Source organism: Pseudomonas sp. LSJ-87 (genome assembly GCF_032971465.1).
GTDB lineage: Bacteria > Pseudomonadota > Gammaproteobacteria > Pseudomonadales > Pseudomonadaceae > Aquipseudomonas > Aquipseudomonas putida_Z.
Genome location: NZ_JAWJYQ010000003.1, coordinates 409,678 through 422,444, shown reverse-complemented (window position 1 = coordinate 422,444; position 12,767 = coordinate 409,678). Strand labels below are relative to the sequence as shown.

Genomic DNA, 12,767 nt, shown 5'->3' with positions numbered 1-12,767 from the left:
AGATCGCCTTGCAGACACAGAGTCCCTCCCTGTGTCGACGCCGCTTGCGCAAATATCTTGCAAGTGGCAGGCCGAGTATATGACACAGAACAAAAAAATTTGATGACCGTCGCGCCGTTCGGCGATTTTTGCTGAACTTGCGCGGATACGGCAGACTAATTGGCTGGATACCCACCTGAAAATCACACCCAGGGCACACACCCCATGACCCGTTCCCCCCTGCGCCGCCTGATCTTCGGCGCCCTGCGTCGCCTGTTGTACCTGTGGGTGCGCTCCGAGACCATCAACCAGTCCTCCCTCACCCTCAAGCTCGACCGCAGCCGCCCGGTGTTCTATGCCCTGCCCTCGCCCGCGCTCACCGACCTGGCCGTGCTCGACCATGAATGCACCAAGGCAGGCCTGCCGCGCCCGGTGCTGCCGGTGGCGGTTGGCCCGCTGCAGGAGCCGGCGGCGTTCTTCTACCTGACCCCGGACCCGGACTGGCTCGGCCGCCATGACAAGCGCGGCGCCCCGCCTACCCTGGAGCGCCTGGTCGCCGCCGTCAGCCAGCACGCCGAAGAGGATGCGCAGATCATTCCGGTCAGTGTGTTCTGGGGCCAGACCCCGGCGAGTGAATCCAGCCCGTGGAAGTTGCTGTTCGCCGACAGTTGGGCGGTTACCGGGCGCCTGCGCCGGCTGCTGACCGTGCTGATCCTCGGGCGCAAGACCCGGGTGCAGTTCTCCGCACCCATCCACCTGCGCGAACTGGTACAGCACAACAAAGGCCACGAGCGCACCGTGCGCATGGCCCAGCGCCTGATGCGCGTGCACTTTCGCAACCTCAAGACCGCCGTCATCGGCCCGGACATCTCGCACCGGCGCAACCTGGTCAAGGGCCTGATCCACGCGCCCCAGGTGCGCCAGGCCATCGTCGATGAGGCGCAGCGCGAAAACCTGCCGCTGGCCAAGGCCGAAGCCCAGGCTCTGCGCTATGGCAACGAAATCGCCTCGGACTACACCTACACCGCCATCCGCTTCCTCGAAGTGGTGCTGAGCTGGTTCTGGAACAAGATCTACGACGGCATCAAGGTCAACCACATCGAGCAGGTGCAAGGCATCGCCCCCGGCCACGAAGTGATCTATGTGCCGTGCCACCGCAGCCATATCGACTACCTGCTGCTGTCGTACCTGCTGTTCCGCAACGGCCTGACACCGCCGCACGTGGCCGCGGGCATCAACCTCAACATGCCGCTGGTGGGTAACCTGCTGCGCCGTGGCGGTGCCTTCTTCATGCGCCGCACGTTCAAGGGCAACCCGCTGTACACCGCGGTGTTCAACGAGTACCTGCATACCCTGTACACCAAGGGCTTCCCGGTCGAGTACTTCGTCGAAGGCGGCCGCTCGCGCACCGGGCGCATGCTGCAGCCACGCACCGGGATGCTGGCCATTACCCTGCGCAGCTTCCTGCGCTCGTCGCGCACGCCGATCGTGTTCGTGCCGGTGTACATCGGCTACGAGCGCGTGCTCGAAGGCCGCACCTACCTGGGCGAGCTGCGCGGTGCCAGCAAGAAGAAAGAGTCGATCTTCGATATCTTCAAGGTGTTCGGCGCGCTCAAGCAGCGCTTTGGCCAGGTATACGTGAACTTCGGCGAGCCGATCCGCCTGGCCGGCTTCCTCGACCAGCAACAGCCCGGCTGGCGTGAACAGGACCACGGCCCGCAGTACCGCCCGGCCTGGCTCAACGCCACCACCACCCGCCTGGGCGAAACCGTGGCCCGCCACCTCAACGAGGCGGCCGCGATCAACCCGGTCAACCTGGTGGCCCTGGCGCTGCTGTCCACCAGCCGCCTGGCCCTGGACGAGCGCGCCCTGACCCGCGTGCTCGACCTGTACCTGGCGTTGCTGCGCCAGGTGCCCTACTCGCCGCACACCACCCTGCCCGACGGCGACGGCCAGGCGCTGATCGAGCACGTGCGCGGCATGAACCTGGTGGCCGAGCAGAAGGACGCCCTGGGCCGCATCCTGTACCTGGATGAAGGCAACGCGGTACTGATGACCTATTACCGCAACAACGTGCTGCACATCTTCGCCCTGCCGGCGCTGCTGGCCAGCTTCTTCCTCAGCAGTTCGCGCATGAGCCGCGAACTGCTGGGCCAGTATGTGCACGCGCTGTACCCCTACCTGCAGGCCGAACTGTTCCTGCGCTGGACGCCGGAGCAACTGGATGCGGTGATCGACCAGTGGCTGACCGCACTGGTCGAGCAAGGGCTGCTGCGCCAGGACAACGACACCTACATTCGCCCGGCACCCAGCTCGCGGCAGTTCGTGTTGCTGACCCTGCTCGCCCGCACCATCACCCAGACCCTGCAGCGCTTCTACATGGCCACCTCGCTGCTGCTGAACAGCGGCCAGAACAGCCTCAGCGCCGAAGAACTGGAAGACCTGTGCGTGATGATGGCCCAGCGCCTGTCGATCCTGCACGGCCTGAACGCCCCGGAGTTCTTCGACAAGACCCTGTTCCGCCACTTCATCCAGACCCTGCTCGAGCAAGGCGTGCTGCATGCAGATGCCCAGGGCAAGCTGGGTTATCACGACAAGCTCGGCGAGCTGGCCGAAGGCGTGGCCAAGCGCGTGCTGTCGGCGGAGCTGCGCCTGTCGATCCGCCAGGTGGCATTGCACCGTGAAGACGGGCTGGAAACTTCCACCATCTGAGGCTTTATCAGCCGGGAAAATCCGCTAAAGTCCCTGGGGTTGGCCAAAAGCCAACGCCAAGGACTTCGGAGATACCATGAAAAAGCTCTTTATGCTGTGTTGCGCATCCTTGCTCGCAGCCTGTTCCAGCCACACCCCGTCCAACCAGGCCAACCTGGATGGCGAAGTCTTCTACCTGCAGCGCAGCGCCCTGCCACCTGCCGCCACCCTCAGCGTGGAACTGCAGGACGTCTCGCTGATGGACGCCCCGGCGGTGACCCTGGCCCGCCAGGCCGGCCCGGTCAAAGGCAACGTACCACTGCCGTTTCACCTCACCTACGACCCGGCCCAGGTCAAGCCCGGCCACCGCTATGCGGTAAGCGCGCGCATCGAGCTGGACGGCAAGCTGCTGTTCATCAACACCGAACACCACGGCGTCATGCTCGACGGCAGTGACCCACAGCCCGTGCGGATCAAGGTCGATCCGGTTCGCTGATACCCGTATTCATCTGTCTACAAGGAAAGCTTCATGATCCGCACTTCCCTGCGTTTCACCACCCTGTGCGCCGGCCTGCTGCTGTCGGCCAGTGCCCTGGCCCTGTCGCTGGGCGACCTGACCCAGAAAGACGCCACCGGCGGCCTGAAGGATGCCCTGACCCAAGGCGCGCAACTGGCCGTCAAGCAGCTGAGCACCCCGGGCGGCTTCAGCAACAACCCGGACGTGCGCATCGAACTGCCAGGCAACCTGGGCAAGGCCGCCAAGGCGATGAAGATGTTCGGCAAGGGTGAACAGGTCGAAGCCCTGGAAACCAGCATGAACAAGGCCGCCGAGGCTGCCGTGCCGCAGGCCCAGGCGATTCTGGTAGATGCCGTGAAGAACATGAGCGTGACCGATGCCAAGGGCATCCTCAGCGGCGGTGACGACTCGGCTACCCAGTACCTGAACAAGAGCAGCCGCGAGCAGATCCGCGCCAAGTTCCTGCCGATCGTCAAGCAGGCTACCGACAAGGTTGGCCTGGCTCAGCAGTACAACAACTTTGCCGGGCAGGCCGTGGCGTTGGGTGTGGTCGATGCCAAGAGCGCCAGCATCGAGAACTACGTGACTGAAAAGGCACTGGATGGCCTGTTCGAAATGATTGCCAAGCAGGAGCAGAGCATTCGCCAGAACCCGGCTGAGGCGGCTACCAGCCTGGCCAAGAAGGTCTTCGGCGCCCTCTGAGGGCCCTGGGGGCTGCTTTGCAGCCCATCGCCGGCAAGCCAGCTCCCACAGAGATAGCGCATGGCTTGAGGACAATGCGGTCGAGGTGGGAGCGGCTTTAGCCGCGAAGAATCCAACGCGGTGTATGGCACCGGCTGCGCCGGTGTTCGCGGCTAAAGCCGCTCCCACAGTGTCCCTGCTAATGAGTTATGTGCAGTTCTGTGGGAGCTGGCTTGCCGCGGTTCGAGGGCAAAGCCCTCCCCTGCGGCCTTCAGCCCTTCTTCACCCTGAACCAAGCCGCATACAACGCCGGCAAGAACAGCAGGGTCAGCACCGTGGCCACGATCAACCCACCCATGATCGCCACCGCCATCGGCCCGTAGAACACACTGCGCGACAACGGAATCATCGCCAGCACCGCAGCCAGTGCAGTCAGCACGATCGGGCGGAAGCGCCGCACCGTGGCTTCGATGATCGCCTGCCAGCGCTCCAGCCCCGCCGCGATGTCCTGCTCGATCTGGTCCACCAGGATCACCGAGTTGCGCATGATCATCCCCGCCAGGGCAATGGTGCCGAGCATGGCGACAAAGCCGAACGGCTGGCGGAAAACCAGCAGGAACAAGGTCACGCCAATCAGCCCCAGCGGCGCGGTGAGGAACACCATCACCGTGCGCGAGAAGCTGCGCAGCTGGATCATCAACAAGCTCAGCACCACCACCACGAACAGCGGCATGCCGGCATTCACCGACTTCTGCCCGCGCTCGGAGTCCTCGACCGTGCCGCCCACTTCCAGCAAATAGCCATCCGGCAGCTTGGCGCGGATGTCATGCAGGGTCGGCTCGATCTGCTTCACCAGCGTCGCCGGCTGCTCCTTGTCGTAGATATCGGCGCGCACGGTCACCGTCGGCAAGCGGTTACGGTGCCAGATGATGCCTTCCTCGAAGCCGTACTCCAGGGTCGCAACCTGCGACAACGCCACGCTCTGGCCATTGTCGGTCGGCAGTGCCAGGCTGCCGAGGTTGCCCAGCTCGCTGCGTTCCTGGCGGGTGCCGCGCAGCAGGATCTCGATCAGCTCGTTGTCCTCGCGGTACTGGCTGACCGTGGTGCCGGTCAGCGAGCTTTGCAGGAAGCTCGACAGGTGCGCGGTGCTCACGCCCAGGGCGCGGGCGCGGTCCTGGTCGATCTCGAGGAACACCGCCTTGCTCGGCTCCTCCCAGTCCAGGTGAACGTTCACCACATGCGGGTTCTGGCGCACCTTGTCGGCCACCTCGCGGGCCAGCGCACGGGCCTTCTCGATGTGCTCGCCAGTTACCCGGAACTGCACCGGGTAACCCACGGGCGGGCCGTTTTCCAGGCGGGTGACCCGGGCACGCAGGTCGGGGAACTGCTGGTCCACGGTGCTGATCAGCCAGCTGCGCAGGCGCTCGCGGTCTTCCATCGACTTGGCCAGTACCACGAACTGGGCGAAGCTGGCCGCCGGCAGCTGCTGGTCCAGCGGCAGGTAGAAACGCGGCGAACCGGTGCCCACATAGGCCACGTAGTTGTCGATTCCCTCCTGCTGCTTGAGCAACGCCTCCAGTTGCTTGACCCGCTCGGCGGTGTTGACCAGCGAGGCACCCTCGGCCAGTTTCAGGTCGACCATCAGTTCCGGGCGCCCGGAGGCCGGGAAGAACTGCTGGGGCACGAAGCGGAACAGCAGGATACTGCCGACAAAGGCGGCAATAGTCAGCAGGATCACCGTCTTGCGCCGCCGCACGCACCACTCCACCACACGCCGTACACGCTGGTAGAACGGTGTGGCGTAAGGGTCTGGCGCGTGGCCGTCCTTGCCATGGCGCGCGGCATGCAGCCTGGCCAGGTCCGGCAGCAGGCGCTCGCCCAGGTAAGGCACGAATACCACGGCGGCCACCCAGGAGGTCAGCAAGGCGATGGTCACCACCTGGAAGATCGAACGGGTGTATTCGCCCGTACTGGAGGCTGCCGTGGCAATGGGCAGGAAGCCCGCCGCCGTGATCAGGGTGCCGGTGAGCATCGGGAAGGCGGTGCTGCTCCAGGCGTAGCTGGCCGCCTTGAGGCGGTCGTAGCCCTGCTCCATCTTGATCGCCATCATCTCCACGGCAATGATCGCGTCATCGACCAACAAGCCCAGGGCCAGCACCAGCGCGCCAAGGGAGATCTTGTGCAGGCCGATGCCGAAGTAGTGCATGGCGGCGAAGGTCATGGCAAGCACCAGCGGGATGGCCAGCGCCACCACCAGCCCTGTGCGCAGGCCCAGCGAGAAGAAGCTCACCAGCAGCACGATGACCAGCGCCTCGACCAGCACCTGGACAAACTCGCCCACGCCAGCCTTGACCGCCGCCGGCTGGTCCGAGACCTTGCGCAGCTCCATGCCGGCCGGCAGGCTGCGCGCCAGGCGCTCGAACTCGCTTTCCAATGCCTTGCCCAGCACCAGGATGTCGCCGCCGTCCTTCATCGACACCGCCAGGCCAATGGCATCCTCGCCCATGAAACGCATGCGCGGTGCGGGCGGGTCGTTGAAACCGCGGTGCACCTCGGCCACATCGCCGATACGGAAGGTGCGGTCACCCACGCGGATGGGGAACTGGCGAATCTGCTCGACGCTGTCGAAGCGCCCGCTCACCCGCAGTTGCAGGCGCTCGCTGGGCGTTTCGAAGAAGCCGGCGGTGCTGACCGCATTCTGCTCCTGCAGGGCCTGCTGCACGGCCTCCAGCGGCACGCCGAGGGTGGCCAGCTTGAGGTTGGACAGCTCGATCCAGATTTTCTCGTCCTGCAGGCCGATCAGCTCGACCTTGCCCACGTCCTTGACCCGCTGCAACTGGATCTGGATACGGTCGGCATAGTCCTTGAGCACCGCGTAGTCGAAGCCCTCCCCGGTCAGTGCATAGATATTGCCGAAGGTGGTGCCGAACTCGTCATTGAAGAACGGGCCCTGGATTTCCGGTGGCAAGGTGTGGCGGATGTCCGCGACCTTCTTGCGGATCTGGTACCACAGCTCGGGGATGTCCTTGGAATGCAGCGAGTCGCGGGCCATGAAGGTGACCTGCGATTCGCCCGGGCGGGAGAACGATACGATCCGCTCGTACTCGCCGGTTTCCATCAGCTTCTTCTCGATGCGCTCGGTGACCTGGCGCGACACTTCCTCGGCAGTGGCACCGGGCCACAGGGTACGGATGACCATGGCCTTGAAGGTGAACGGCGGGTCCTCGCTCTGGCCGAGCTTGGTGTAGGACATGGCGCCAATGGCCGCCAGCAGGATCATCAGGAACAGGACGATCTGGCGGTTGCGCAGCGCCCAGGCAGAAAGGTTGAAACCCATCGGGACTTACTCCTTGGCCGTCAGGTTCACTACGCGGTTGGTACGGTCCACGGGGCGTATCTCCTGGCCCTCGCGCAATACATGGCCACCCGCGGCGACAACCCAGTCGCCGGGGGCGAGGCCTTCGAGCACGGGCACGCTGTCGGCGCCGTAGGGCCCCAGGCGCACCACTGCCCGCTCCAGGCGGCTGTCCTTGTTGACCCGCCAGACGTAGGCCTGGCCGTTTTCCGCAGTGACTGCCGACAGCGGCACCGCCAGCGGGATCAGCCCTTCGTGGGCGATGAACACCCGGGCGCTCTGGCCCAGCTCCGCCGGCGTGGCGGCCGTGGTAAAGGCGATGCGGGCAGCAAAGGTGCGCGAACGCGGGTCGGCGGCCGGTGACAACTCGCGGATACGCCCCTGGAAGCGCTCTTGCGGGTGCGACCACAGCTCCACGCTAACCGGCTGGCCCACGGCGAAGCGGGCGAACTGTTGCTCCGGCAGGCCGATGGCCACTTCCCGCTCGCCATCGGCGGCCAGAGTGAACACTGTCTGCCCTGCGGCGACCACCTGGCCCACTTCCACCTGGCGCTTGGCGATCACCCCGGCCTGGGGTGCGCGCAGCACAGCATATTCAGCCTGGTTGCCAGCCACGTCGAACTCGGCCTTGGCCTGTTTCAGCCGGGCCAGGCCGGCGCGGTAGAGGTTTTCGGCGTTATCGAACTGGGAATGGCTGACCATCTGCCGGTCCAGCAGCTTCTGGTAACGATCGCGCTCGGCGCGCACCAGCGACAGGTTGGCCTCGGCGGCCGCCAGCTGGGCACGGTTGGCTTCCAGTTGCAGGCGCACATCCTGCGGGTCCAGCTCGGCCAGCGGCTGGTCGGCCTTGACCCGCTGCCCTTCCTCGACCAGGCGTTTGCTGACCTTGCCGCCAATGCGGAAAGCCAGTTCCGGCTCGAAGCGCGCCCGCACTTCGCCGGGGTAACTGTCGGCAGCGGCTTCGGCCGGCTGCGGCTGCACCACCAGCGCCGGGCGCGGCGCAGCAGGTGGGGCGGCTTCCTGGCCGCACGCCGCCAGCAACAGCACGGCAGTGGCGGACAGAGCGATGGACAAGGCATGGCGCAACATGATGAATCCTTTCGCGGAGGGCACATTCAATATTTGTACTGGAGAGTATATTAAGTCAGGCAACGGATGCCGGGAAGAGGCGGCAAAGATCTGGACGGTGGAATACCAGCCGCTGAAGCACCCGAACACGGGCAATCCTGACGATGCCGTCAATCTGCTGAACAAGGTGTTCATCGGCACCACCGGCACGGAACCGGTCCTGACCGTCGATGAAACGGACCTGACGACCGACGCCACGCAAAGCTTCGCCGCCAACTTCACCTCGGCCTTCGGCAACGATAGTGCCGGTAAGACCGACGGAGATCGTGTTCTTCTCCGCCAAAGCACTCGCCTCGACGGCGAATCCTCGGCCAGTACGATGCCAAGCGCGCTGCCTCGATGGCCTGGGCAACGGGGACGGTCTCGTACAACTCCTTGAGCACCAGCACTTTCATTCCGCCGGTGCGCGCGAGTTCGGCAACTACCCCGAGCGGGTCCAGCGCATCTGGAACCCGTCAATTTTTTGCCATGCGTCGGGCTTTTGCTGCACTCGATCTCCTACCTCACTGTCGATCAGCTTTTCGCTGACAAACAGCAGGTTTTGCCCGCAGGCTTTAGCCGGATGGCGCCTGACCCGTTAAGATGGTGTTTCTTCAACCAGATGCAGACCACAATGTCCAACGACGCACCCATCGGCCCGGGCCGGCCCAAGGATCTGGCCAAACGCGAGGCGATTCTCGAAGCAGCCAAGGCCTTGTTCCTCAGCCTTGGCTACGCCAACACCAGCATGGATGCGGTCGCTGCGGCGGCAGGTGTTTCAAAGCTCACCGTATACAGCCACTTCACCGACAAGCAGACGCTGTTCTCCTCGGCGGTCATGGCAACCTGCCAGATCCAGTTGCCCGACCTGCTGTTCGAGTACCCCGAGGGGGCGCCGGTGGAAGAGGTGCTGCTGACCATTGCCCGTGGCTTCCAGGCGCTGATCAGCAGCGATGAAGCGGTCAAGCTCAGCCGCCTGATCATGGCCCAGGGCAGCCTGGACCCGAGCTTTGGCGAGTACTTCTACGAAGCCGGGCCCAAGCGCGTGCTGGCGGGGATGGAAGCATTGCTGCGCGGGGCGCACGAGCGCGGGCTGTTGCGCATCGACAACCCGCTGCGTGCGGCGGAGCACTTCTTCTGCCTGGTCAAGGGCGCACCGGATTACCGGTTGCTGCTGGGGTGCGCGGGGCCGCTGGAGGGGGATGAGGCCGAGGCGCATGTGCGCGAAGTGGTCGGGGTGTTCCTGCGGGCATTCCAGCCCTGAGATCAGGCTGTCTGTGCGGGCCTCTTCGCGGGTAAACCCGCTCCCACAGGGTCAATGTGATCTTGAAGTTTGTACAGCACCTGTGGGAGCGGGTTTACCCGCGAAGAGGCCCGAACAGGCATAGCCAAATCAGGCCTTCAGCGCCTTCTTCGGGTAAATGTCATACCGGCTCGACTTGCCCTCCAGGCTGTGGCTCGGCTTCGGCCCGTCGATGATCGGCGCCTTGCGCGGCCGCTTCACCACCACCCGGTGGCTGGCCAGCGCCAGGGCAGCTTCGAGCAGGGCCGGGGCATCCAGGTCATCACCGACCAATGGGCGGAACACACGCATTTCCTTCTTCACCAGCGCACTCTTGTCCCGGTGCGGGAACATCGGGTCGAGGTAGATCACCTGTGGCGCCTCGCCTTCCCAGGCGCGCATGCGCTCGATGGCGTTGCCGGTCAGCAGGCGCATGCGCCCCACGATCGGCCCCACCTCTTCATCCGACCGCGCCCGCGCCAGGCCATCCTCCAGCAATGCGGCAATCAGCGGCTGGCGTTCGATCAGGGTCATCTGGCAGCCCAGGCTGGCCAGCACGAACGCGTCCTTGCCCAGCCCGGCAGTGGCATCCAGCACCTGCGGACGCACGCCTTGGGCAATGCCCACCGCCTTGGCGATCATCTGCCCGTTGCCACCACCGAACATGCGCCGGTGCGCGGCCTGGCCTTCGACAAAGTCGACCCGCACCGGCCCCGGGGCCTGCGGGCCCAATTGCTGGATCTGCAAGCCATCAACGCCCACCTGCACGGCAAACCCGGCAGCATCGTCCTGCAGCGGCAACTCAAGGCGCTGTGCCCACGCAGCAGCTTGCGCCTCGAATTCAGCCGACAGCGCCTCGACCCGGATACCTGTGCCCTGCTCTTCCATCATTCACACCTAGAAATTGAACCCAGCCGTTAATGTATCGGCTACTTCGGCCGATACAGGCAATATCACGCTATTCTGCCAGAGCACAACGCGCGCGACTGCCATGTCAGATACTCTTCCCATCGGCTTGACCTACCTGTCGCCTGTCGGCAACTACAGTCAGCACAACACCCAGGCACTCGGGGGCGTCAGCCACCTGTGGCAGGATTTCTTTGCCCGGGCCATGGCCGAGCAGCAGGAAGAGCCGGTAGACAGCGTCAGCCAGTCGTTCGTGCAATACGACCAGAGCAGCGGCGAGCCGATCGGCGGCGCCCGTGCGCTGGCCCTGATCGACGCCCAACGTGCCTGCCCGGTACACGACACCGAGGTGGCACCGCCCGAGCCACTGTTCCTGCCCAAGGCAGAACTCGAAGCCAATCTGCTGCCGCCCGCCCCCGAGCCGTTCAGCGCAGTCGAGTTGATCGAGCAGCAGCGCCAGCTCGACATCAGCAACAGCTGGCTACGCCCGGTGGTGATGAGCCAAGGTCACCCGATTGCCGAACCCGGCCCCGGCCCTACCCCGCGCTCGCTGTTCCTGCCGATCGCCGAGTTCGAGACCAACCTGCTGGACCCGGCGCCCGAACCGTTCGATGACGCCACCCTGGCCAAGCAACAGAACGACCTGGAGTTCGACATCCACTGGGCACGCCCGGTGGTGCTGAACAACGTGCGCGCCCACGCCTGAACGCGCCCACGCTCAACGACAGATCTGCCAGCGGCCCATGTCCACATGAAAGTGGTTGTGGTGTGCAGCGTTGTAGTCCGGCCCCAGTACCGTGCTGAAGTTGTCACAGGCCGCCTGCTGCACCTGGCGAAGGAATTCCGCTTTTTGCCCGCCCGCCTGCCAGTCCCGCGCGAGGACGATGCGCTGGCCGTCCTGCAGGCGAAAGCCACTGATGTCCAGGGCATCGGCCGTGGCGTGCTGGCTCAGCCGGCCCTGCTTGCGGTGGTAGACATTGCGGCAGGCAAAACTGCCCAGGTGGTCGACCTGAACCACCGGCTGCCCCAACACCCGTTGCGCTACAGGCTGCAGGCCATGGTTTTCGAACAGTGCATACGCCACTGCCAACGGACAGCTGGCCAGGAAGCTGCCGCCGAGCCGCGCCTGACCACCGTCGATACGCCATACGTTTCGCAATGGGCAGTCGGCAGCAGCCGAACTGTCGGCTTGTGCCCGGTAGCGCAACTGGCTGGTTTGAAGTGCCAGGCGACACAGCATCGGGTCATCACGAAGGCGGGACAGCTTGTAGGGGGTCAGCAGGTTGGGGGGCTGACGCACGTCCAGCGGCGCCCACGGGTTCCACGCGGCGGGCAGCCGCCAACCCAGGTGCCAGGCCAGCCCCGCAAGCAACGACAGGCCGGCCAGCAACGCCAGCACGGCCCTCATCAGCGGCGGAACAGGTCGTTGAGTTGGGCGAACGGCAGCGCCTGCTCACCGTAGCCGAAGGTGCCCTCATCGCGAATCTCTAGCGCAGCCCGGTGGAAGGCCCCCAACGCGGCACGGGCAAGCGACGAGCCGACGCTGATGCGGCGTACACCCAGGTCCTGCAACTGGTTGACGCTCAGCGGCACGCCCGCCATGCCCATCAGCACATTCACCGGCCGCGGCGCGACGGCCTGCACCACCGCGCGGATTTCCTCGACAGTACGCAGCCCGGGCGCATAGAGCACATCAGCACCGGCCTCGGCATAGGCCTGCAGGCGCAGGATGGTGTCGTCCAGGTCCATGCGCCCGTGCAGCAGGTTCTCTGCCCGGGCGCACAGGGTGAACGGGAACGGCAGGCTGCGTGCCGCCTGCACGGCTGCGCGCACACGCTCTACTGCCAGCCCGAAATCATAGATCGGCGTATCGCTGTGACCACTGGCATCCTCGATAGAGCCACCCACCAAGCCGACTTCGGCGGCCCGCAGAATGGTCTGGGCGCAATCTTCGGGCAGGTCGCCAAAGCCGTTCTCCAAGTCAGCGGCTACCGGCAAGGGGGTAGCGTCGACAATCTCGCCAGCATTATCGAGGGTATCGTCCAGGCTCAAGGCGCCTTCGGCATCCGGACGGCCCAGGCTGAAAGCCAGGCCTGCACTGGTGGTGGCCAGCGCCTCGAAGCCCAGGCTGGCCAGCAACTTGGCCGAGCCGGCATCCCACGGGTTGGGGATGACGAAGGCGCTGTCACGCTCGTGCAGGGCCTTGAAGGCTTCGGCTCGCAGGGTTTGCACATCCATGGTTCAACCTC

General features: G+C 65.1%; 10 protein-coding genes and 1 pseudogene. 5 read left to right on the top strand and 6 right to left on the bottom strand.

Going from position 1 to position 12,767, the window contains the following annotated elements; translation table 11 throughout:
- Positions 1–204 precede the first annotated feature (204 nt).
- From plsB to RYH74_RS04950, 3 genes are all read left to right on the top strand, one after another.
- Positions 205–2,691 (top strand): glycerol-3-phosphate 1-O-acyltransferase PlsB, encoded by a 2,487-nt coding sequence (gene plsB, locus RYH74_RS04960; RefSeq protein ID WP_238067344.1) that lies wholly within the window; start codon positions 205–207, stop codon positions 2,689–2,691.
- Positions 2,692–2,767: 76 nt separating this feature from the next.
- The gene (locus tag RYH74_RS04955) at positions 2,768–3,166 is read left to right on the top strand and encodes a YbaY family lipoprotein (protein ID WP_317409037.1); all 399 of its coding nucleotides are present in this window, start codon (positions 2,768–2,770) and stop codon (positions 3,164–3,166) included.
- 33 nt (positions 3,167–3,199) lie between these two features.
- Complete coding sequence (locus tag RYH74_RS04950) at positions 3,200–3,889, top strand: DUF4197 domain-containing protein (RefSeq protein WP_025337957.1); 690 nt, start codon at positions 3,200–3,202, stop codon at positions 3,887–3,889.
- Positions 3,890–4,139: 250 nt separating this feature from the next.
- On the opposite strand, the gene RYH74_RS04945 is transcribed toward RYH74_RS04950, so the two are convergent.
- The 3 genes and pseudogenes from RYH74_RS04945 to RYH74_RS04935 all read right to left on the bottom strand — a co-directional run.
- Positions 4,140–7,205, bottom strand: a complete 3,066-nt coding sequence (locus tag RYH74_RS04945) for an efflux RND transporter permease subunit (RefSeq protein ID WP_317409036.1) — start codon at positions 7,203–7,205, stop codon at positions 4,140–4,142.
- 6 nt (positions 7,206–7,211) lie between these two features.
- Positions 7,212–8,312, bottom strand: coding sequence for an efflux RND transporter periplasmic adaptor subunit (locus RYH74_RS04940; RefSeq protein ID WP_025337955.1), 1,101 nt, complete (start codon positions 8,310–8,312; stop codon positions 7,212–7,214).
- Between the two features lie 342 nt (positions 8,313–8,654).
- Positions 8,655–8,800: pseudogene (locus RYH74_RS04935) on the bottom strand (DNA-binding response regulator); the annotation flags it as partial.
- A gap of 152 nt (positions 8,801–8,952) precedes the next feature.
- Between RYH74_RS04935 and RYH74_RS04930 the strand changes: the two are divergent.
- Positions 8,953–9,594: a TetR/AcrR family transcriptional regulator gene (locus RYH74_RS04930; protein WP_075043969.1), complete on the top strand. Its 642-nt coding sequence runs from the start codon at positions 8,953–8,955 to the stop codon at positions 9,592–9,594.
- Positions 9,595–9,723: 129 nt separating this feature from the next.
- Here RYH74_RS04930 and RYH74_RS04925 read toward each other — a convergent pair whose 3' ends face one another.
- On the bottom strand, positions 9,724–10,500 hold the full coding sequence (locus RYH74_RS04925; protein ID WP_025337951.1) for a class I SAM-dependent methyltransferase: 777 nt from the start codon (positions 10,498–10,500) through the stop codon (positions 9,724–9,726).
- A 103-nt stretch (positions 10,501–10,603) separates the two neighbouring features.
- Between RYH74_RS04925 and RYH74_RS04920 the strand changes: the two genes are divergently transcribed.
- The gene (locus RYH74_RS04920; protein ID WP_137163124.1) at positions 10,604–11,224 is read left to right on the top strand and encodes an energy transducer TonB; all 621 of its coding nucleotides are present in this window, start codon (positions 10,604–10,606) and stop codon (positions 11,222–11,224) included.
- Between the two features lie 12 nt (positions 11,225–11,236).
- Here the strand turns inward: RYH74_RS04920 and RYH74_RS04915 are convergent, their stop codons facing one another.
- Together RYH74_RS04915 and RYH74_RS04910 are read right to left on the bottom strand one after the other, a co-directional pair.
- Positions 11,237–11,926 (bottom strand): extensin family protein, encoded by a 690-nt coding sequence (locus RYH74_RS04915; RefSeq protein WP_317409035.1) that lies wholly within the window; start codon positions 11,924–11,926, stop codon positions 11,237–11,239.
- On the bottom strand, positions 11,926–12,756 hold the full coding sequence (locus RYH74_RS04910; protein WP_025337948.1) for an oxaloacetate decarboxylase: 831 nt from the start codon (positions 12,754–12,756) through the stop codon (positions 11,926–11,928). The genes RYH74_RS04915 and RYH74_RS04910 overlap by 1 nt, the downstream gene beginning before the upstream one ends.
- Positions 12,757–12,767 lie beyond the last annotated feature (11 nt).